We start from the raw sequence: 21018 nt of genomic DNA on the forward strand, positions 1-21018 counted from the left end.
GCCCGATGAGATAACAACTGATCGCCTTGATATTTCCGAAGCTCCGCAGTAAAGTAAGAATGTAATGCGCGCCTTTACCGGAGAGCGAAATGCTTGCCATCGCCAAGATCACGGCCAAAGGCCAAACCACCATCCCGCAGAATGTGCGTGCGGCGTTGCACGTCTCCCCCGGCGATCTGATCGCCTGGGAAGTTGGCGCCGACGGCACGGCGACCGTGCGCCGTGTGCAGCCGCTGGACATCGAATACCTGCGCGCCGTCGAAGGAACGCTTTCGGAATGGGCGAGCAGTGCCGACGAGGATGCCTATCGTGAGCTTTGAACGCTTCGCCGTCGTCCGCGTGCCCTTTCCATTCACCGACCGTAACGCCACCAAGAATCGCCCGGCGCTGGTCCTCTCGGGTGCGGCCACCTTCAACACCCCGTCGGGTCATTCGGTGATGGCCATGATTACCTCGCTCGGCAACGCCCCGTGGCCGCTGGACTGCCCGATTGCCGACCTGAATGCGGCGGGTCTACCGGCGCCCTCGGTGGTCCGATTCAAACTATTCACGCTCGACGATCGACTGGTGCGGGGCGAAATAGGAAAACTCTCGACTGTCGATACCGCTATCGTTCGTGGCGGACTGACCCGGTTGCTGGAAGGGAGCGGCTGAGCGATTGGCGCCAGACATGGTCTCGGTAATGTTGAGAGGCTTGCCGATGGAACCTTGCTTGTTGCCAAACACGCGGCCGCGTACCCGAATCTGCCCATTTCGGCGAATCCTCCGGCTTGTCGGACTGCGCCTTCCACTGCGCCGTCTTGCGCCGCAGGACGCTCGGCGCGCTCGCTTCCATACCACGCGCTCGCCCAGCGCGACCTTGGACGCTGATTCGCCGTGGCTGGGCGGGAAGCTATCGTCTCTCGGGCGGCGCCGGCGGCACGATGCGCAGATCGTTCGGGCCACCGCTCGTGTCATCCTGGATCAGCTCGAAACGCGCCGGACGGATCGTTTCCGGTATCTGCCGGCGCAGCGCTTCAAGCCAGTGCTCGAGTTCAGGCTGGCCGATCCGGCTGCTGTAGACTGTCCACACCGCGCCCGCCGGGCGGGCCGGCAGTTGGCTGGCGATGCGCGCCGGGTCGTCGGCGAGCGTCGCGCGGGTGCTGGTCTCGGCCGCATGCTGGCGGGCCATCGGCGTCGGGGCTGGGGCCACTTTCGGCGAAGCGGCGAGCATGGCCGGGCGCGGCTTGCCTGCTGCAGTGCTCACAGCGTCTTCAGCGGCTGCTTTGCGCGCGGCCGGAGCGGCTTCCGGCAGGGCGATATTGCCGCTGGCGAGAGTGCCCGGCCCGGTGGCCTTGCCGTCGAGCGGACGTGCGGGTGCCTCGACGGCGTCGGCGAGTGTGCGCGGGGCTGGCGGTGACGAGCTGTCGGGCGGTGGGCTGTTTGCCGAGGCGGCAGGGCGAGGGTGTGGCGGCAAAGCGGCTGCCGTGTTCTTCTTGAGCGGGGACGGCGCAGCCTCGGGCTCGCGTGCGGCGAACTCTGCTTTGCTCGGCACTTCTTTCGTTACCATTGCCGTCTGGAAAGCCGCTTGCCCGGCGACCTGCTGCGCGTCGGGATAGTGCGTGAGCACGAGTTGGGTGCCGATTGCCGCCAACAGGCAAGCCAGCGCGGCCAGACGCAGATCGAACCAGCGAAAGCCGAGGAAGGCGCGTTTCTCGACGGCGGGCGATGGCGGGGCGGGCTGGGCCGGCGCCACGGCGGCTGCCTGCGCGCGCAGCCATTCTTCGCTCGCGGACGCAATCGCGGTGCCCAGCAGGGCCTGCGGGCTTCCCCCTTTGGCGACGCCGGTCAGGACGGCCTCGCGCCGGGGCGCCTGCGCAGAGTCAATGCGCGCCGCCATCTTCAGGAAGCTGGCTTCCAGACTCGCGGGCGGTTCAAAAGCCGACGCGATGGCCTCGCAAGGCGCGGCTCCTGGCGCGGTAGGACGCGTGGTCGATTCCGTTTGCGTGGCAGCAGCGGCAGTCTGCGTCGCCATGCGCGCGCCCTGTGCAGCCTGTGCGGCACGTGCCGCGCGCGCAAAAGCGGCCTCGAATTCGGCCGAGGGGCTGTAGACGGGCAGCTCGCAAAGCAAGCGGGCCAGGCGGTCTTCGCCGTGCAGGAACTTCTCGAAGGCCTGGCTCACGCCTGAGTCTCCAGTTCTCGGCGCAGGCGCGTGAAAGCGTAGCGCAGCCGGCTTCTTACGGTTTCGAAACCTTCGCCGACGGTGTGGGCGATTTCTTCCAGACTCATTTCGCTGAAAAAACGCAGCACCACCACTTCGCGCTGGTTGGCGGGAAGGGCGAGCAAGGCCTGGTGCACCCGGTCGAGGTTCTGGCGCAGGGCGAGTTCGGCTTCCGGCGCAAGATCCTCGCTGGGCGTTTCCGGGCGGGTTTCGTCGACCTCGGCGCGCCGGCTTTCGGGCGAAGAGCGGCGCAGGTCGAGCCACAGGTTGCGGGCAATCTGGAAGAGGAAGGTTCTGAAGGCCGCTCGCGGTTGGTAATCGGCGCAGCGCGTCATGAGCTTCTCCCAGGCGCGCTGGGCGATGTCTTCGGCCTGGGCCGTATTGCCCTGGCACAGCCAGGCGATGAAGTTGAAGAGCGCCCGGTTGTGGCGGCGGAAGAGCTCGGTGGCGGGCTTCTCGACGAGGCCGTTGGCGACCAGCAGCATCAGGTCTTCGTCGGGCAGCGCGGCAAGTTCGGCGGCAGTGTTCATGGCGCGCAGTATAGACCGGCGGCCCCGCCCGGGGGGCCGCTGCCCCCGTCCCCGCCTGCCGGTGGAGTGCGCGCGGAGCGGGGGAAAACTGGAGCCAACGGCGGCGAGGCCCGGGCCGACGACGCGGCTCAGCGCCCGGGTCTGGTCGCGAGGGCTGCCGCCAGGTCGACTAGGCGCAGGAACTCTCCGCGGTAGCCGTACCTGTCGCTGCCGGTGTTGGCCAGCGCCAGCTTGTGGACGTCGCCATAGCCCCAGCTGCCGGTGTATTTGCCGCCGCGCAGAAGCTGGCCGTAAGCGGCGACGGCGGTGGCGAAGCGAAATTCGCTGCTCGCCGCGTCGAGCGGTTTGATCGCCTGGCGTCGCAGAGTGAAGTCGATGAGCTGGCTGGCGCTGGCTTCGGGCTCTTTGTAGCGTAGCTTGAGGTGGCCGAGTTCATCGCCGCGCGGGCTTTCACCGCCGCTATGCGAGGCATAACGCAGCGGGTCGACGCTGGCCTTGCTGCCGGCCAGGGTCAGCTCGTAGAGCGCGGTGACGGTGTGGCCTGCGCCGATATCGCCGGCATCGACCTGATCGTTGTTGAAATCCTCGCGCGCCAACTGGCGGTTCTCGTAGCCGATCAGGCGATACTCCTTGACCACGGCGGGGTTGAATTCAATTTGCACTTTCACGTCGCGGGCGATGGTCGCCAGGGTGGAAGTCATCTCATTGACCAGTACCTTGTGGCCTTCCATCAGGTTGTCGATGTACGAATAGGCGCCGTCGCCGACGTCGGCAATCTGCTCCATCATCGCTTCGTTGTAGTTGCCTGTACCGAAGCCGAGGGTCGACAGCGAGATGCCGGACTTGCGCTTCTCTTCGATCATGCTCTTGAGCTCGCGCGTGTCGGCGATGCCGACGTTGAAATCGCCATCGGTGGCCAGCAGGATGCGGTTGATGCCTCCCTTGATAAAACTTTGCTGTGCGGCGGCGTAGGCCAGTTGTATCCCGGAGGCTCCGGCCGTGCTGCCGCCGGCCCGCAGGGCGTCGATCGCGGCACTGATGGTGGCTTTTTCGGTGCCTGGCGTCGGTGGCAGGATGACCCGCGTCCCCGAGGCGTAGGTCACCAGCGAGATCCGATCCTGCGCGCGCATCTCGGCGACCAGCAACTTGATCGACGATTTGAGCAGCGGCAGCTTGTCAGCGCTGTTCATCGAGCCGGAGACGTCAACCAGGAAAACCACGTTGGCCGGAGGCAGCGCTTGCTTGGCGACGTCCTGCCCCTTGATGCCAACGCGCAGCAGCACGCGATCGGCGTTCCACGGCGCGGGTGCCATCTCGGTATGCACGGCAAACGGACGACCGTCCTTCGGCAGCGCGTAGTCGTACGGGAAGTAGTTGATCAACTCCTCGACGCGTACCGCGTCGGCGGGCGGCAAATGGCCGGCGTTGAGCATGCGCCGTACGTTGCTGTAGCTGCCGGTATCGACGTCGATGCTGAAGGTGGACGCCGGCGCTTCGGCGACCTGCTTGACCGGGTTGTCGGTGAGCTGCGTGTAGCGCTCGCGTGCCTCCGGCGGCATGGGTGGAAGCGGATAGGCAGTCGGCTGCTGCAGCACGGCGGCGGACATGGTGTCGGCGGCCACCCTGGTGTTTGCCTCGCGCTTCGCCTCGTTCTTCCCGATCGCCGCGCCGGGCGGGGCGTTTGCCGCCGTCGTCTCGGCGATTGGTGGCGCTACCTTGGCCAGCGTCCGGGGCTCTGTCGGGGCGCCTGCGGCGGCTTGCGCGGTCGGGCGAGTTTCGCTCTCGGCTACGCGTCCGGGCACAGCCTGATCGCTGCGTGGCTGTGATTGCTGCGCGGGCGTGCCGTCGTGTTGCGTCGGTGAGCAGGCGGCGAGCAGGCCGGCCAGCAGGATGGCAAGCAGGCGGGATGGGGTGCGATGGTTCATGATCAGGCTCCTGTATCCGGGTCCAAGTTTCGGTGCGCATCGAGGCGCGATCTCTTGACGCATTCCCGCTCTTTTGTTGACGCAAGAGGCGGATGCGTGAGAGTGAAACGGACGAGAAAAGAAAACCGGGTCAAGTCGGGCTGGGTTTCTTTGTCGGTCGACAAGTTGGCTGCTGCACGGGCTCGGGAAGCGAGAGGCTGCCTTTCAGCTGCGGGTCTTGGGAGGTCAGCTACGTGCAAAGGCCAGTGAACGAGAGATATCGCCCGTGTCGGCGGCGGGCAGGGCCGCTATGCTGCCAGGCGCGGCCGTAGTGGCCGGAGCGCACCGGCGTTCAGTGGCTGGTGAAGGCCTCGATCGGCGGGAAGGTGGCCGCGTGGCGTGTGATCCACTCCAGCGCGGCGGTATCGTCGTCGAGTACCCGTCCTTCGACGAGCAGCACTTCCTGGCGATAGTGCTTGATATGCTGGACCTGCTCGACCATGCGAGTGGCAAATGCGGCTTCGGTTTCCATGTGGCTCCTACCTTTGCGAATGCTCCACGCGGGTATGGTTAGCAAGATCCGAGCCGAAGCTGTATGTGTGAATAAAAACAGTGTGTTAGGGATTTTTGCCGAGAAAGGGCGGGAAAAGATGTAAAGAACGTCGACAGCTGTCGGCGACGCCGCCGTTGCGGCGGGCGACGACCCTTGTCGCAAGGCGGGGGCGGCCCCCGGCGCCCAAGCCGGGGTCTGCGCAGCCCTCCCTGGCTGCCGGTTCCGTCGAACGCCGTAGCGTTGCCTGCATGCACCGCTACGCACGTGTCGTTCGTCGCCGGGGCGGGGGCGAGAACCCCCGCCCGCGAGGGTTACAAGACCTTGACCTGCACCTTGCGCGGTTGCGCGTGCTCGGCCTTGGGGATGCTGAGCTTGAGGACGCCGTTCTTGAACTCGGCGCCGACCTTGCTCGAGTCGAGTTCCTTGGACAGGGTGAACACACGCCGGTAGCGCGCCAGGCTGACTTCGGCGTGGTTACTCTCCATCCCCGCCGGTATCTCCAGGTCGACATCGCCTTCGATGGTCAGAGCGTCGCCTTCGACGTGCAGATGCAGCTTGTCTTTCGGGACCCCGGCGAGATCGGCGTAGAGGGTGATTCCCGAGGCATCCTCGATGACGTCGACGGGCGGCAGCAGCGCGGCGTCGTCACGGGTGTCGGGTTTGCTGACCGCAGTGTTTTCGGACATTTCGATCCTCCTTACTGAATGGTAATGCGGCGTGGTTGGGCGTCGGCCTTGCGGGCGATGGTGATGCGCAGCACGCCGTCGCGGTACTTTGCTTCGACGGCGTTAGGGTCAATGTCGTCGGGCAGGGTGACGACGCGGCGGAAACGGCCGGCGAAACGCTCGTCGATATGCACGGTTGCCTTTTCGCCGGGTGGCTCGAGCCTGCGCTCGCCGGCCACCGTCAGCACGCTTTTTTCGATTTGCACGTCGAGTGTCGCCGGGTCGATTCCCGGGGCGAAAGCATAGATTTCGACGGACTTGGCGGTGCCGCCGACGTTCATCGCCGGGAAACCGCCGCGGGCTATGCCGCGGATGCTCGGGGAAAGGTGCAGACCCTGCTGCATCTCACGTTGCAGCCGATCGAGTTCCGATAACACATCGCGGGGAAACAGAGAGCGGTACATCATCTTCAATCCTCCATACGATTGCTTCTAGGGCGCCGGGTTCGGCGCTTCCCCACCTAACTGGGGATTTTTCCGCGCACTTCAATAGCTTGATTTCGGCGCAAATCGCCTCCATTTGCTATCGTTATCCGACCACCGCTGCAGATCGAGGAACAGGTATGGAATTCAAGGACTATTACAAGATTCTCGGCGTTTCGCGCGATGCGACGGCTGACGAGATCAAGAAGGCGTACCGAAAACTGGCGCGCAAGTACCACCCCGACGTTTCCAAGGAAGCCGACGCCGAAGCGCACATGAAAGAGGTCAACGAGGCGAATGCGGTGCTTTCGGACCCCGAGAAGCGCGTGGCCTACGATCAGTTGGGACGTGGTTACCAGCCGGGCCAGGATTTTCGTCCGCCACCGGACTGGGATGCCGGTTTCGAGTTCTCGGGACGCGGTGCTTCGCCGGGAGAAGCCGCCGATTTCTCCGACTTCTTCGCCGAGCTGTTTGGCCGCATGGGCGGTGCACGGGGCTTCGCTGGCGGTCAGCGGACGCAATTCCAGGCCCGCGGCGAAGACCATCACGCCAAGGTGCTACTGGATATCGAAGACGCCTTCAGCGGTGCCACGCGGCAGATTTCGCTGCGCGCGCCGAAGAGCGACGCGCAGGGTCGGGTGACGCTGGAAACGCGGACGCTGAACGTCAGAATCCCGCAAGGCGTGCATGCCGGCCAGATCATTCGTTTGGCGGGGCAGGGCGAGCCGGGATTCGGCGGAGCGCCCGCCGGCGACCTGATGCTGGAGGTGCAGTTTCGACCCCATCCGCGTTTCCGCGCGCAGGGGCGCGACCTTCACCTGAGCTTGCCGGTTGCGCCCTGGGAGGCGGCCTTGGGAGCGGTGGTGCAGGTCGACCTCCCGCAAGGTGGCGTCAAAGTGCGCATTCCCGAAGGGACGCAGAGCGGACGGCAGTTGCGGGTGCGCGGCAAGGGAATTCCCGGCACGTCACCGGGTGATCTGCTGCTCGACATCCAGGTGCTGCTGCCGCCCGCCGACACCGCCAAGGCACGGGAAATCTATCAAACCATGGCGCGGGAGCTGGCCTTCGACCCGCGTTCGCAGCGGAGGACATGAGCAATGCGTGACGACGAGATCCTGACTGGAAGCCCGCTTGAAGAGAGCTGGCTGACGCTAGAACAACTTGCCGCCGCGTGCCCCGTCGAACCCGCCTGGCTGCGCCACCATCTCGAGGAAGGGCTGATTCCGCACGCCGGGAGTGTCGCCGGCGTATGGTGTTTTACGAGCACCAGCCTGGTGCGGGCAAGGCGCATGCGGCAACTGGAACGCGACTTCGACGCGGTTCCCGAGTTGGCGGCACTGGTTGCCGACCTGCTCGAGGAACTCGACGAACTGCGCGCCCGCGTCGGCAGCGCCGGTCCGGTGTGATCTGGTGGCGACACGCCGTTAGCAACCGACTGCGAACCGTTGCTGCTGCTTGCCACCGTGCTGGCCGAAGGCGCTGCTAGCGCGAAGGCTGCTGGAGCTGATGGCAAGCCCCCGGCCGGCTTCGCCTTCCGGTTCATGAGCACGATTTGCCGGAGTAAGGAGGAAGGTGAATGAAGGGAATCACCGGGAACGACGAGGTCCGGCGTGCTGGCGCCGTAGGCCAGGGTTCTGCCTGGCAGCCGCTTGCCGGCTGGCAGGTGATCGCCGTCGTCGTCTTCGGGGTGCTGATCCTTTACCTGGGCAATACCGGCGAGCGCTGGATTCCCGTCCTCGACTCGGCCAACCTTGCTTTTCACGAGGCCGGGCACCCGCTCTTCTGGCTGCTCAACAGCCGTCTGGGTGTCTACGGCGGGACGCTCGGCCAACTCGCGCTGCCGCTGCTCGTGGCGGCGAGCTTTTGGCGCCGTGGCGACGCCTTCGCCACCTCGTTCGCGCTGCTCTGGCTGTTCCAGAACTTTTTCAACATCGCGCGATACATGGCTGATGCACGCGCGCAGATGCTGCCGCTGGTCGGCGGCGATCACGACTGGACCGAGATCTTCACGCGCTGGCAGGTGCTTCATCTCGATACCCGCCTGGCCGCACTGGTCAGTCTGCTTGGGTGGGCTGGCGTTCTTCTCGTCTGTGGTGCGCTGGCGCGAATCTGGTGGCGGGGGCGCGGCCAGGGCTCCTAAGACTGAATTAAGGATGCCACTCTAGACTGGCGCCCGCGCTTGCCGGTCTGGCACGCAGGCCGTTGCAGGCCGCAAGCAGCGGCTTCTTCCGAAAATCCGACAATTCCTATCGAGAGATCAAGCGTATGAAAAAGCCTATCGCGTTGTCCGCCGCCGCCCTGGTGGCGATTTTCAGCACCTTCTCCGGCGCTGCAACGGCCGCCGACACCGCCAGTCCGGCCCCGGCAGCCGTGCCGATGAGCACCGGCACGCGCGCACCGGCGACTGAGATCAGCAAGGAGCAGGCGGTCGAGATGGCCCTAAAGGCGCATCCGGGCGAAGTCACCAAGGTCTACCAGGACACCAAGAAAGGCAAGAAGACCTGGGAGGTGAAGGTCCTCGGCAAGGATGGCAAGAGGTGGGAGCTGCACTACGAGATCAAGAGCGGCGCGCTGGTGTCCGAAGAAAGCAAGTAGGCGACCCGCGATCGCTTGCGCCATGCACAACCACTCGCCTGCCGTCGGCAGGCTTGCCACGGGGGTAGCCACATGCGGGCCATGAAGGCGAAAGAAATCAAGGTCTGGGATCCCTTGCTGCGGCTGTTTCACTGGACCTTGCTCGGCAGCTTCTGTGCTGCCTGGTTTTCGCAAGGCGAATTGTTCGAAAGCCTCCAGGACCGCCTGAGCGGCGAGTTGCTGCAGGAGGTGCACGTCTGGGCCGGCTATGCGATCGCCGCGCTCCTGCTCTTTCGCCTGTTTTGGGGCTTCGTCGGTCCGCGTTACGCGCGTTTCAGTGACTTCGTGCGCCGCCCGGGGGAGACTCTCGCGTATCTCAAAGCGGTGCTGTCCTGGCGTGCGCCGCGCCACCTCGGCCACAATCCGGCGGGCGGCGCGATGATCGTCATTCTCTTGCTCAGCCTGTCGCTGACCATCGTTTCGGGGCTGGCGCTGTACGGTGCCGACAAGGGGCTCGGACCCCTCGCCGGCTGGCTCGCCGACGCCGGCGAGGGGATGATCGACGCCATCAAGGAGACGCACGAGCTGGCGACAAACTTCACCCTGTTGCTGGTGGTCGGACACCTGCTCGGCGTCGTCTGGGAAAGCCTGTTGCACCGCGAGAACCTCGTCCGGGCGATGCTTACCGGGCGCAAGCGCGCCTGAAACGCGTCGTCGCATTCGCTCTGGATGCCGGCGCGCGCATTTGCGGGCAGGGCGCTATTTGACTTCCCCTGCCGCTTGCGTGGATACTCGCACGGGTACCGTTCAAGCTTCGCTGGCCGCCTGAGCGCGGGATCGAATCGGCCGTAGACGTCGATCGATTGTCGAGTCCTCGATTAGCCGGCGGCGACGCTTGCCGATGACGGCAGGCGCTGACGACGATGTCGCAGCGAGGCGCCGCGGCAGAAAGGGGAAAACACGAGCCGCTGTGGGAGCCTCCGCGAGGCATGGGTTCATGTTCTCGGCGCAAGGCTTGTGCCATTTCCGCAGGGCTTCGCTCGGCAGGGTGAACATTCCGCCCATCTGGCCAGCGTGCTGGCGCCAGAGTTCGTTGGCAAAGCCCGCTCGCCGCCGGTTGGTGGTCGGCTGGTCGTCGGCATTTGTCACGGCGTTTCTTCGCGCCAAATAATCAACGAGATCGGGGTTCAATCATGGTGATACTCAAGGAATTCGACGAACTGCTCGTCACATCGCGACCCGGGCAATCCGGCGGCGTGCGCGTAAACGAGATGCGCGAGAAGGCGGTGCGTTGTCTTGGGCCGCATGGCCTGCATACGATGGCCTATACCGAGTGGGGCGATGCGGCCAATCCGCGCGTCCTGGTCTGCGTCCACGGTCTGACCCGCAACGGGCGCGATTTCGACGTCCTGGCCAACGCCCTGGCCAGCGACTACCGGGTGATCTGTCCGGACATCGTCGGCCGCGGGCGCAGCGATCGTCTCTTCTTTCCCGACGACTACGCCTTGCCTACCTACGCCAATGACATCGTCACGCTGATTGCTCGCCTCGGTGTCGAGTCCGTGCACTGGCTCGGGACGTCGATGGGCGGGCTGATCGGAATGTTCCTGGCGAGCCTGCCGGGTTCGCCGATCGCGCGCATGGTGCTCAACGACGTCGGGCCGCTGATCGCCCTCGATGCGTTGCAACGCATCGGCGAGTATCTCGGCAAGGCCCCCGACTTTGCCAATCTCGGCGAGGCGGAAGCGTACGTGCGTACCGTCTGCGCGCCCTTCGGCAAGCTTTCCGACGCGCAGTGGCGGTACATGACCGTCGTCGGCACGCGTCCGAAAGCGGAGGGCGGTTTCGAGATGAACTACGACCGTGCGCTTGCGCAGCCGTACCAGAAGGCTTTCCTCGAAGCCAAGGAAATCAGCCTGTGGCCGATGTATGATGCCATTCGCTGCCCGACGCTGGTGCTGCGCGGCGCTCAATCGGACATCCTGCTGCACGACACGGCGGTCGAGATGACCCTGCGTGGACCCAAGGCAAAGCTCGTCGAAGTGCCTGACGTTGGCCATGCGCCGATGTTTCTCGACGAACCGCAGGTACGTGCCGTCCAGGACTTCCTCCTCGCCGATCGAGGCTGACGCGCCGGCCGTGTAGCGTTTCCCGGCGATGAATCTCGCTCACCTGCTTGCCCGCACGGCGCGCGTTTTTCCGCAGCGCAACGCGGTTACGCTCGCCGAGCGCGAGCTCTGGTCTTACGGTGAGTTGTCCCGGCGCGCGGCGGCGATCGCCGGCTCGCTGCGCGGCGTTCACGGCCTGCAGGCGGGTGACCGGGTCGCCCTGTGCATGGCCAATTGCCCGCAGTACCTCGAATTGCTCTACGGCGTCTGGCACGCCGGGCTCGTCGCCGTGCCGATCAACCACAAGCTGCACCCGCGCGAAGTCGCCTTCATTGTCGACAATTCGGCGGCGTCGCTGCTTGTTGTCGCCGGCGATCCGGGTGGGCCGGACGGCGATCGGGCATTTTGCGCCGACGGCAGGGGTGGGCCGCGTGTTCTGTCAATCGACTCGCGCGAATACCGGCAACTTGCCGACGGCGAGACGATCGACGTCGTTGCGCGCGCGCCCGACGATCTGGCCTGGTTGTTCTACACCTCGGGAACCACCGGCCAGCCAAAAGGGGTGATGCTTTCACAGCGCAACCTGCTGGCCATGACCCTCTGCTATTTCACCGATGTGGACCAGGCCACGGCAGCGGACAGCATCCTCTACGCGGCGCCGATGTCGCACGGCGCCGGGATGTACAACTTCGCGCACGTGCTGGTCGGCGCGCGGCACGTCGTTCCCGGGTCGGGTGGCTTTGACGTCGGCGAGATCGCGTCGCTGGCGCAGCACTTTGGCCAGGTTTCGCTGTTCGCCGCGCCGACGATGCTGCGGCGACTGGTCGAGCACGTCGCCGCGCGCGGCGCCGACTGCAGCGGCATCAAGACCATCGTCTACGGGGGTGGGCCGATGTATCTCGAGGACATCCGGCGCGCGCTCGACGTGCTCGGCGATCGGCTGGTGCAGATCTACGGCCAGGGCGAGAGCCCGATGACGATCACCGCGCTGGCCCGGCGGCACCTCGCCGATCGCACCCATCCCCGCTATCTGGAACGTATTGTCTCGGTCGGTGTTGCGCACAGCGTCGTCGAAGTCGTCGTCGCCGATGGCGACGGTCAACCGCTTCCCGCTGGCGTCGCCGGTGAAGTGCTGGTGCGCGGCGAAACCGTGATGCAGGGCTACTGGCAAAACCCCGAAGCGACAGCAGCGACGCTGCGCGACGGCTGGCTACATACCGGCGACGTTGGCGTTCTCGATGACGACGGCTTCCTGACGCTCAAGGACCGCTCGAAGGACGTGATCATCAGCGGCGGGTCGAACATTTATCCGCGCGAGGTAGAGGAAGTGCTGCTGCAGCACGCGGCAGTCGACGAGGTGTCGGTGGTCGGGCGGCCGAGCGCCGAGTGGGGCGAGGAGGTCGTCGCTTTCGTCGTCTGCCGGCCGGGGCTGGCTGCGCCAGAGGTGGATCTCGATCGGTTGTGCCGGCAATCGATAGCGCGCTTCAAGCGACCGAAGGACTACGTTTTTGTCGCCGCCTTGCCGAAAAACAACTACGGCAAGGTGCTGAAGACCGAGCTGCGACGCCACTGGGCGGAACAAGGGGAGGAAGGAAAATGAGCGGACGTTTGCAGGGCAAGGTGGCGATCGTCACCGGTAGCGGCTCGGTCGGGCCGGGTTGGGGCAACGGCAAGGCGATTTCGGTGCTCTTCGCGCGCGAAGGCGCGAAGGTCGTTGGCGCCGACATCGACGCCGACGCTGCCGCGGCGACGCAGGCGATGATCCGCGACGAAGGCGGTGAAAGCATTGCCGTGGTTGCCGACGTGAGCCTTGCCGCCGACGTCGAGCGGCTGGTCGCGGCCGCCCTGGACGCCTACGGGCGCATCGACATCCTGATCAACAACGTTGGCATGGCCATCGTTGGCGGGCCGGCCGAACTCGACGAGGCGACCTGGGACCGGGTGATGGCGGTCAATAGCAAGAGCGCCTACCTCACCTGCCATCACGTCCTGCCGGTGATGATGCGCCAGAAGTCGGGAGCCATCGTCAACAACGCCTCGGTCGCGGTGCGCGGCTGGGCGGGCGTCAATTACGGTTTCTACGCCGCCAGCAAGGGGGCGATGGTGGCCATGACGCGGACCATGGCCATCCGCCACGCGCCCGAAGGCATCCGCGCCAATTGCGTACTGCCGGGGTTGATGAACACGCCGCTGGTGCATGCCGCGCTGACCCGCGTCTATGGCGAGGAAGGCGATATCCCGAACCTGATCCGTACGCGTGACGCGCAGTGCCCGATGGGCCACATGGGTGACGCCTGGGATACCGCGTATGCGACGCTGTTTCTGGCCTCCGACGAGGCCAAGTACATTACCGCCACCGAACTTCTCGTCGATGGCGGCTTGTCGGCGCGCTTTGCCTGAGCGCGCTTCACACCGCGAGTTCCGCCGACTGCCGCCGGCGCGAGCAGCGGATGTTCAGGCGAAGGGAACGATCAGCTTGTCCCAGCCCGAACCGTTCCCTTCAAGGCGATCGCCCTGCTGGCGAATGGCGGCCGCGACGCGCCTCTCGAGTTCGCTGATCAAGGCTTCGCCGTCGACGCTTCTGCGGCGCTCGGCATTGTGGCGTCGGTCACTGCCGGCACGTCGATCAGGCACCGACCGGCGATCAGCCACTCCCAGCGACGGTAGTGCCGCTTTATGGCGAAGCTCTGGCCGGCTGTTGGTGACCATGGGGTATCTCCTTGAATTCTGGCGGCCTGGACAGGTCGGCATGCCGTCATTCTGCCATGGGGACGCTGCTTGCGCCGCTGGCAGAAACTCTTTCAGGGAGAGTGCTCCAGGCGTCAGAACGTCGACCAGTTGGGAAATCCGGTGTGCCACCATGATCCATCGGACCTTTGCTTGTTGGCGTCGAAGAGTGGGTCGTCCGCGGGCTCTGGCTGCCGCTGGCCAATGGGCTGGCCTGAATGGCCTTGGTCGAGGCCGGAAAACAGGAGCCTGAGACGAGGGACGTCGGCGAACGGTCGCTGGCGACCGGGTTTCCTCGGCGTACCGCACATCAGGTAGTCGAGGGTGCGCCAAGCCTTCAGCTTGCGAGGTGCCGGAAACCGCAATGTGCTCATGTGAAACCTCGGAAGTGGTCATCAAGAAGGCGATTGACGGTGTCCATGGTAAATAGCAGCCGTCAGCCGCACAACAAGCGTTACACAGCTTTTACAAATCGCTGTGACCTATTTCACGAGGTCGCTTTTCTTGCCCAGCCAGGTCACGGTGAGCGTGCGCAAGGACGCGTTGTTGTCGCGGCTCAGCGCGTCAGCAGCCCGGCGGGTGCGAGCACCTGTTCGCCGGGCTGCGCGCAGCGGATCTGTGCCGGGTCGGCCGTGGCCCTCTCGGCCCGAACCGGTTTCGCCTGCCGGGAAGCGGGCGCGCTCGCACGTGCGGACTGCGTGGGGATGGTAAAAGCCGGGACGATCTCGACCCTGATCACGCGTACCGTTTCATCCACCTCGCTGGCCCTCAGGTAGCCAATCGCGCCGGGCGTCGAAGCAACTCGGCGCAGCATCTCCTGTGCCGAAGCCAGCTGCTCGGGGTAGGCACTGTTGCCGGACAGGACGCCGCGCTCCCAGGCGTGGCGCAACTGATGCGGAAAGACCCGGAGCACACCCTTGCTGAACTGACGATGGTCGACCGTGCCGTCGGCCAGAACGAAAACCTTGACCGGTGTGCCGTCTGGCCATTTTCGCTGGACCATACCGAAGATGGCGCGCAGAGTGGTCAGTGAAATCGTCGCTTCGCTGGTCGCAGGGAAGCCGATGGCGACCATCTCCGGCTGGCCAGGCGCTGCATGAGCAGTGCCGGTCAGGAGGGCAAGCGCGAGCATGCAAAGCGCAAAGGCTTGCGCAAGGGAGGTTCCGAAGTTGCCGGCTGCAGGCTTGTTCATTGGGGCGTATCCCGAGGGATAGCGTGGCTGCGAAAACACTCTTGTTTGGCGGCCGGAGGCACGGCCTCGGTGCCGTAGCCATGTGCAGCGGAAGCGATGAGCGTGCTGGTGCGAGCCGGTCCATGACCGTGCTCGCGATCAGGCGGTATCATGGGGACATCCAGGGAGTGGGTCCTTGGCCAGGTTTTGATTGATGATCATCATAGGGAGCGGCGCCAGCGCCAGCCAAGAACCGTGATCAGGCTTTTACGATCCATCCGCTATGGTATTGCGGTGAGCACTCGCAAGCGGCAGGCGCGGTGGGGGTGCTGACGGTGCGCTCGCCGCGACTGATCGATATCGATCGGCAGGAGTCGACGACTGCGGTTCGCGGCGACTTGTTGCGCGGACTGTCGGCATGTCCGGCTCGCGTCTCGCCGAAGTACTTCTACGACGAGCTTGGTTCAAGTCTCTTCGCCGCGATCACCCGCTTGCCCGAGTACTACCCGACGCGCACCGAAGCGGCGATCTTCGCGCGCCATGTCGATGACATTGGCGCCCAGCTTGCGCAGGGCTTGACGCTGGTCGACATTGGAGCGGGAAATTGCGAAAAAGCCGCCGCTCTCCTGATTCCGTTGCGGGTGGGCCGCTACGTGGCCGTCGATATCTCGGTGGACTTTCTGGGTGATTCGTTGACCCGCTTGCAGCTGCAGCACCCGCAACTGCCAATGCTCGGCGTCGGCACCGACTTTTCGCAGCGGCTGCTTTTGCCAGCGGAGGTCGGTGACGGACAGCGCCTGCTTTTCTATCCGGGTTCGAGTATCGGTAACTTCACGCCAGCGCAGGCGCTCGACTTCCTGCGCCAGCTCCGCGACGCGGCGCAGGGTGGTGTGTTGTTGATCGGGGTCGACCTGTGCAAACCGGTCGCGGTGCTCGAAGCGGCTTACGACGATCCCCTCGGGGTCACCGCCGCGTTCAACCGCAATCTGTTGCGTAACCTCAATCAACTGATCGGCAGCGATTTTTTCCTGGCCGATTGGCGGCATGTGGCCTTCTTCGACGAGGCACAGTCACGTATCGAGATGCACCTCGAAGCGCTGCGCCCGCTCTGCGTGCGCTGGCCTGGTGGCGAGCGGGCGTTCGCGGCCGGCGAACGCATTCATACGGAGAATTCCTACAAGTGGCGTGTCGACGACTTCACGGCCCTGCTCGGCGAGGCGGGTTTTTCGGAAATCCGGCAGTGGACCGACGAGCGATGCTGGTTTGCCGTTTTTCTGGCGCAGGCGTAGGGAGCGGCGGTGGTCGAGCATGGCCATGAGCCGTCAGCTGGCGAGCATCCTGCCGGCGTTCGCCGCCTTGGGCCGGGCTCGGCGGGCGAGAGAGCGGCACCCCCGATAGCGCTTGGCCAACCGCGCTCAGCCGGCGATCGCGCAGCTACGGAAGCCGCTGAATATGTCGTTGCGTTCCGGCGTGAAATAGTTGCGGTAGCGTGGGTGTACCATTTCCGGCGCCGTCGCCAGGCTGGCGCCGCGCAGCACCTGGTGGCTGTCGAACCACGGCGCCGAGTAGTCGCGGTAGGGGTGGGCGCGAAAAGCGGGGAACGGCAGGAAGGGACTGGCCGTCCATTCCCAGACCTGGCCCCATTCGTAGCGGCCGTTGCCCGCGGTAGCGAGCGGGGCGGTGGTGACGAGCTCCGGAAATTCGGTCAGCGCTGCGCACTCCCATTCGGCTTCCGTTGGCAGCCGCCGTCCTGCCCAGCGACACCAGGCATCGGCCTCGAAGTAGCTGAGATGAACGGCCGGGGCAGCGATCGACAGCGGCCGCCAGTGACCGAAACGGCGCTGCTGCCACTGTCCGCCGCGCTGGCGCAGATAACGCGGTGCGGCGAAATCCCCGGCTTCGCGCCAGCGCCAGCCGGCGGTCGACCAGTGACGCGCGTCACGGTAGCCACCGGCGGCTACGAAGGGCAGGTAGCGCTCCCAGGTGACCGGCCGGGCGTCGATCTCGAACGCCGGCAAGCAGACAGCATGCGCTGCCAGCTCATTGTCAAAGGCAAAGCCTGGCCGCTCGTAGCCCAACAGCCACGCGCCACCCGGCAGGTGCAGCGGCGGCGCCTCCTGCGCTCGCCTCGCGGCGCGTGGCAAGCCACTGCGCACCGCGCCTGGCAGCGCCGCCGGCAGTGCGATTCCAAGCGCCTGCGCCATGTAGGTCGCCGCTTCGGCGTGCATCTGTTCGTGGAACAGGGCCAGGCGGAAGAAGTACAGATCGGCCGCGGCCGCAGTGGTCTGCGCCAGCAGCACCAGGGTCTCCCGCAGACCTTCCTCGAGGTAGGCTCGGGTCGCGGTCAGATCGGGCAGTGGCAGCTGCCAGCGCGTCGGCTGGGCGACGAGGCTGGAGTTGTAGAGCGCGTCTGCTTCGGGCAGGCGCCCGGCTGGGCGGGGCGCATCGCCATCGGCTCGATCGCCGAGCGGGCGCTGCGCGTTGCGCGCGATCCAGTAGTCCTGAAACCAGCCAATATGTCCGACTTCCCACAGCGGTGGATTCAGCTGCGGCGAGAATGGGACCTGCAGCGCCGGGCCCAGCGCCTGTTCGTAGGCGGTCAACAAGGCCAGGGTGCGCTGACGCGCCGCCAGCAAAGCCGCGAACAGCGGCTGCCGATCGCCTTCGCGGGCGGCGTCGGCCGCTGCCCACTGCCCGGCTGGTTTCATCATCCTGGTTCGCCTCGGTGAAAGAAGACAGGTCGCAGCAACTTTCCCAGGTGGTCATTGTGAGCCCGGCGCTCGCCGCTGCCAACAACGGCAACTGGCGGACGGCGCGGCGCTGGCAGCGCTTTCTGTCCTGGCCGCCGCGGATCATCGAGCAATGGCCGGACGAGTTTTCCGATCGGGATCGCGTCATGCTCGCCTTGCATGCGCGCCGCTCGTCGCCGTCGATTATCGCCTGGCGGGAAATGCGTCGCTCAGCGGGTCTGGCCGTGATCCTGACCGGCACCGACCTCTACCGCGACATCGGCAGTGACGTCGGCGCGCAGCGCTCGCTGCACCTGGCCGATGCGCTGGTGGTGTTGCAGGAACGCGGTCCCTTGGCCTTGCCCGGCGCATTGCACGCCAAGACGCGGGTGATCTTCCAATCGACGAGCCGGCGGAAAACTCAGGCGAAGAGCCAAAGGCGCCTGCGGGCGCTGATGGTCGGCCACCTGCGTGCCGAGAAGGATCCCGAAACGCTCTTCGCCGCCGCCCGCCTGCTCGCCGGGCGCGACGACATCCGCATCGATCACATCGGAGACCCACTCGAGCCGCGGCTCGGCGAAGCGGCAAGGGCGACGATGGCCGCGTCGGCCAGCTATCGCTGGCTTGGCGGTCAGCCGCACGCGGCCACCCGGCAGCGCATCCAGCGCGCCGACCTGCTGATTCAAGCCAGCCGCATGGAAGGCGGTGCGCACGTGGTGATGGAAGCGGTGTGCAGTGGCACACCGGTGATCGCGTCGGCGATCGACGGCAACATCGGCATGCTCGGCGATGCCTATGCGGGCTATTTTTGCTGCGGCGACGCGCCGGGCCTGGTTGAACTGCTCGTCCGCTGTCGGGCCAGCCAGGGACGCAGCGACGGTCTTCTGGCCCGTCTCGCCGACCAGTGCCGGGAGCGCGCCGCCCTGTTTGCGCCGGCTGCCGAACGCGCCGCCGTGCGACGACTGGTCGCCGACCTTATCGCCATAGCCTAGAACGGAGTCTTCGCGATGCATTCTGCCGACCAAGCGGTGTTCAGGGATATTGTCCTCGTCGGCGGGGGACACAGCCACGTCGTGGTGCTCCGGCGCTTTGCCATGCGACCCTTGCCCGGTGTTCGCCTGACAGTGATCTGCAGCGATACCCACACCCCGTATTCGGGCATGCTGCCGGGTTACATCGCCGGTCATTACAGCCATGACGAAGTGCACATCGATCTGCGCCGCCTGGCCGAGTTCGCGGGCGCACGCTATTTTCGTGAGCAGGTGATCGGTCTCGATCGGGTGCAGCGCAAGGTGCTCTGCGCGCGTCGCCCGCCGGTCGCTTACGACCGCTTGTCGATCAACATCGGCTCGATGCCGGCGGTGAACCAGGTCGAAGGTGCGGCCGAGCACGCCATTCCGGTCAAGCCGATCCGTCGTTTCAACGAGCACTGGCTGGCCTTGCTGGAGCGCGTTCGCGAGCACCGCGGGGCGAAGACCATCGCCATCGTCGGCGCCGGTGCGGGTGGTGTCGAGCTGTCGCTGGCGATGCACCATCGCCTGCGCAACGAGCTTCGCCGGCTCGGGCGCGACCCCGGCGAACTGCGCTTTCACCTCTTTTCCGCCGAGCCCGAGATTCTGCCGACGCACAATGCCCGTGTGCGGCGCGCCTTCGAGCAGGTGCTGGCCGAGCGCGCCGTCGTCGTCCACCGTGACGCCAAAGTGAGCGCGGTGGCGAGCGGGCAACTGCGCACCGCCGGCGGCGAAACGCTGGCCGTCGACGAGATCGTCTGGGTGACGCAGGCCGGTGGTGCGGATTGGTTGCGCGACACCGGCCTGGCGCTCGACGATCGTGGCTTCATCCAGGTGCGCGACAGTCTGCAGACGGTGAGCGACGCGCACATCTTCGCGGCTGGCGACTGCGCTTCGATGATCGATCGAGCGCTGGAGAAGGCCGGCGTTTTTGCCGTTCGCCAGGGTCGACCTCTGGCCGACAACCTGCGGCGCTCGGTGCTCGGGCAGCCGCTGCGCGCCTACCACCCGCAAGCGCGCTGGCTGGCCTTGATCAGCACCGGCGACCGCTATGCCATTGCCTCGCGCGGCGGCCTGCATACGGCAGGCGCCTGGGTATGGCGCTGGAAGGACTGGATCGACCGTCGCTTCATGGCCAGGTTCAACGATCTGCCGGCGCAGCGCATGGCGATCGCCCGGCCGCAGGGCGAGGAAAGTGCCGTCCCGCTTGACGAGGCCGAATCGGCGCAAGCTATTTCCGCGCTGGCCATGCGTTGCGGCGGCTGTGGTGCCAAGGTCGGTGCGACGGTGCTGTCGCGCGCGCTGGCGAGCGTGCACCCGGTCGAGCGCGATGACGTGCTCATCGGCTTGCACGCTCCCGACGACGCCGCCGTCGTGCGCGTGCCGCCGGGCAGGGCGATGGTGCACACGGTCGATTTCTTCCGTGCTCTTATCGACGACCCCTGGCTGTTCGGCCGCATCGCCGCCAACCACGCGCTCGGCGACATCTTCGCCATGGGCGGCGAAGCGCAGTCGGCGACGGCGATCGCCACCGTGCCGCCGGGGCTCGAAAGCCAGGTTGAGGAGACGCTGTTGCAGATGATGGCGGGTGCCGTCGAAGTGCTCAATGAAGCCGGCTGCGCGCTGGTCGGCGGTCACAGCGGCGAGGGCCGCGAGCTGGCGCTGGGTTTTGCCATCAATGGCCTGATCGACGAAGGGCTGGCGGGCGTGATGTGCAAAGGGGGAATGCGCCCCGGCGACCAGCTGATTCTCGGCAAGCCGATCGGCACCGGCACACTGCTCGCCGCGCACGCCCGCCTGCAGGCAAAGGGCCGCTGGATCGACGATGTCCTGGCGTCGATGGAGCAATCTAATCGGCTTGCCGCCAGTTGCCTGCGCGAGCACGGTGCGACGGCGTGCACCGATCTCACCGGCTTTGGCCTGCTCGGTCACCTGGTTGAGATGACCCGTGCTTCCGGCGTCGACGCCGAGATCGATCTGGCCGCCTTGCCGGTTCTCGAGGGTGCCGCCGAAACCAGCGCGGCGGGAATCCTCAGTTCGCTGCAGCCGGCAAACCTGCGCCTGCGCCGCGCCCTGCGTGGCACGGAGTCGGCACGCAGTCATCCGAACTACGCGCTGCTTTTCGATCCGCAAACCGCGGGCGGGTTGCTGGCCAGTGTGCCGGCAGAGCGGGCGGCGGCCTGCATTGCTGCTCTGCGCTCGCTGGGCTACGGAAAAGCCGCGTGCATTGGTCGGGTTCTACCGCCCGCTGACGATCTGGCGCCGATTCACCTGAAATGATAGGGCTGCTGCGGCAGCCCGGTGTCCGCGCTGAGGCCGCCACCGTGGCCTATCGATGGCGCGCGGGCTAAGCGTTGCAGAGCAT

General features: G+C 65.9%; 22 protein-coding genes. 13 read left to right on the top strand and 9 right to left on the bottom strand.

Translation table 11 applies throughout. The features are described from left to right. Positions 1–89: 89 nt before the first annotated feature. Positions 90–320 carry a type II toxin-antitoxin system PrlF family antitoxin gene (locus QZ613_RS05225; RefSeq protein WP_043568638.1) on the top strand — a complete coding sequence of 77 codons (231 nt, stop codon included), beginning with the start codon at positions 90–92 and terminating at the stop codon, positions 318–320. Then, complete coding sequence (locus QZ613_RS05230) at positions 310–654, top strand: type II toxin-antitoxin system PemK/MazF family toxin (RefSeq protein ID WP_291865489.1); 345 nt, start codon at positions 310–312, stop codon at positions 652–654. The genes QZ613_RS05225 and QZ613_RS05230 overlap by 11 nt, the downstream gene beginning before the upstream one ends. Before the next feature lie 238 nt (positions 655–892). On the opposite strand, the gene QZ613_RS05235 is transcribed toward QZ613_RS05230, so the two are convergent. The 6 genes from QZ613_RS05235 to QZ613_RS05260 all read right to left on the bottom strand — a co-directional run bounded on the left by QZ613_RS05235 (position 893) and on the right by QZ613_RS05260 (position 6319). Beyond that, entirely contained in the window at positions 893–2161 is a 1269-nt protein-coding gene (locus QZ613_RS05235) for a hypothetical protein (RefSeq protein ID WP_291981731.1), read from the bottom strand. Continuing rightward, a complete protein-coding gene (locus QZ613_RS05240; RefSeq protein WP_043568645.1) occupies positions 2158–2730 on the bottom strand; it encodes a sigma-70 family RNA polymerase sigma factor in 573 nt (190 codons plus the stop codon). The genes QZ613_RS05235 and QZ613_RS05240 overlap by 4 nt, the downstream gene beginning before the upstream one ends. A 128-nt stretch (positions 2731–2858) precedes the next feature. Continuing rightward, a complete protein-coding gene (locus QZ613_RS05245; RefSeq protein WP_043568899.1) occupies positions 2859–4337 on the bottom strand; it encodes a VWA domain-containing protein in 1479 nt (492 codons plus the stop codon). A gap of 649 nt (positions 4338–4986) precedes the next feature. After that, positions 4987–5166 (bottom strand): hypothetical protein, encoded by a 180-nt coding sequence (locus tag QZ613_RS05250; RefSeq protein ID WP_043568651.1) that lies wholly within the window; start codon positions 5164–5166, stop codon positions 4987–4989. A 332-nt stretch (positions 5167–5498) separates the two neighbouring features. Continuing rightward, the gene (locus tag QZ613_RS05255; RefSeq protein WP_043568652.1) at positions 5499–5873 is read right to left on the bottom strand and encodes an Hsp20/alpha crystallin family protein; all 375 of its coding nucleotides are present in this window, start codon (positions 5871–5873) and stop codon (positions 5499–5501) included. 11 nt (positions 5874–5884) lie between these two features. Then, entirely contained in the window at positions 5885–6319 is a 435-nt protein-coding gene (locus QZ613_RS05260) for an Hsp20/alpha crystallin family protein (RefSeq protein ID WP_291865479.1), read from the bottom strand. Positions 6320–6474: 155 nt separating this feature from the next. On the opposite strand from QZ613_RS05260, the gene QZ613_RS05265 reads away from it, so the two are divergent. The 8 genes from QZ613_RS05265 to QZ613_RS05300 all read left to right on the top strand — a co-directional run bounded on the left by QZ613_RS05265 (position 6475) and on the right by QZ613_RS05300 (position 13416). Continuing rightward, a complete protein-coding gene (locus QZ613_RS05265; RefSeq protein ID WP_043568654.1) occupies positions 6475–7428 on the top strand; it encodes a DnaJ C-terminal domain-containing protein in 954 nt (317 codons plus the stop codon). A 3-nt stretch (positions 7429–7431) separates the two neighbouring features. Beyond that, positions 7432–7740, top strand: coding sequence for a chaperone modulator CbpM (locus tag QZ613_RS05270; RefSeq protein WP_043568657.1), 309 nt, complete (start codon positions 7432–7434; stop codon positions 7738–7740). 170 nt (positions 7741–7910) lie between these two features. Beyond that, complete coding sequence (locus tag QZ613_RS05275) at positions 7911–8474, top strand: hypothetical protein (RefSeq protein WP_291865475.1); 564 nt, start codon at positions 7911–7913, stop codon at positions 8472–8474. A 125-nt stretch (positions 8475–8599) separates the two neighbouring features. Further along, positions 8600–8929, top strand: coding sequence for a PepSY domain-containing protein (locus QZ613_RS05280; RefSeq protein ID WP_291865472.1), 330 nt, complete (start codon positions 8600–8602; stop codon positions 8927–8929). A gap of 81 nt (positions 8930–9010) precedes the next feature. Next, positions 9011–9613, top strand: a complete 603-nt coding sequence (locus tag QZ613_RS05285; RefSeq protein WP_043568661.1) for a cytochrome b/b6 domain-containing protein — start codon at positions 9011–9013, stop codon at positions 9611–9613. 488 nt (positions 9614–10101) lie between these two features. Continuing rightward, positions 10102–11037, top strand: coding sequence for an alpha/beta hydrolase (locus QZ613_RS05290; protein WP_291865468.1), 936 nt, complete (start codon positions 10102–10104; stop codon positions 11035–11037). Between the two features lie 28 nt (positions 11038–11065). After that, positions 11066–12616, top strand: coding sequence for an AMP-binding protein (locus QZ613_RS05295; RefSeq protein ID WP_043568663.1), 1551 nt, complete (start codon positions 11066–11068; stop codon positions 12614–12616). Beyond that, positions 12613–13416 (top strand): SDR family NAD(P)-dependent oxidoreductase, encoded by an 804-nt coding sequence (locus QZ613_RS05300; protein WP_043568672.1) that lies wholly within the window; start codon positions 12613–12615, stop codon positions 13414–13416. Before QZ613_RS05295 ends, QZ613_RS05300 begins: the two co-directional genes overlap by 4 nt. Before the next feature lie 54 nt (positions 13417–13470). Here QZ613_RS05300 and QZ613_RS05305 read toward each other — a convergent pair whose 3' ends face one another. Both QZ613_RS05305 and QZ613_RS05310 read right to left on the bottom strand, forming a co-directional pair. Further along, positions 13471–13725 carry a hypothetical protein gene (locus QZ613_RS05305; protein ID WP_043568674.1) on the bottom strand — a complete coding sequence of 85 codons (255 nt, stop codon included), beginning with the start codon at positions 13723–13725 and terminating at the stop codon, positions 13471–13473. 574 nt (positions 13726–14299) lie between these two features. Then, on the bottom strand, positions 14300–14935 hold the full coding sequence (locus QZ613_RS05310; RefSeq protein WP_291865463.1) for a hypothetical protein: 636 nt from the start codon (positions 14933–14935) through the stop codon (positions 14300–14302). 308 nt (positions 14936–15243) lie between these two features. Here QZ613_RS05310 and egtD point away from each other — a divergent pair, with 308 nt between their 5' ends. Next, positions 15244–16203, top strand: a complete 960-nt coding sequence (gene egtD, locus QZ613_RS05315; RefSeq protein ID WP_291865492.1) for an L-histidine N(alpha)-methyltransferase — start codon at positions 15244–15246, stop codon at positions 16201–16203. A 126-nt stretch (positions 16204–16329) separates the two neighbouring features. Here the strand turns inward: egtD and senA are convergent, their stop codons facing one another. After that, the gene (gene senA / locus QZ613_RS05320; RefSeq protein ID WP_291865460.1) at positions 16330–17625 is read right to left on the bottom strand and encodes a selenoneine synthase SenA; all 1296 of its coding nucleotides are present in this window, start codon (positions 17623–17625) and stop codon (positions 16330–16332) included. Positions 17626–17639: 14 nt separating this feature from the next. Here senA and senB point away from each other — a divergent pair, with 14 nt between their 5' ends. Then, the gene (senB, locus tag QZ613_RS05325; RefSeq protein WP_291865457.1) at positions 17640–18635 is read left to right on the top strand and encodes a selenoneine biosynthesis selenosugar synthase SenB; all 996 of its coding nucleotides are present in this window, start codon (positions 17640–17642) and stop codon (positions 18633–18635) included. Positions 18636–18650: 15 nt separating this feature from the next. Further along, a complete protein-coding gene (gene selD / locus QZ613_RS05330; protein WP_291865454.1) occupies positions 18651–20933 on the top strand; it encodes a selenide, water dikinase SelD in 2283 nt (760 codons plus the stop codon). The last annotated feature ends 85 nt before the right edge of the window (positions 20934–21018 follow it).

The organism is Candidatus Accumulibacter sp. ACC005 (assembly GCF_907163215.1).
Lineage (GTDB): Bacteria > Pseudomonadota > Gammaproteobacteria > Burkholderiales > Rhodocyclaceae > Accumulibacter > Accumulibacter regalis.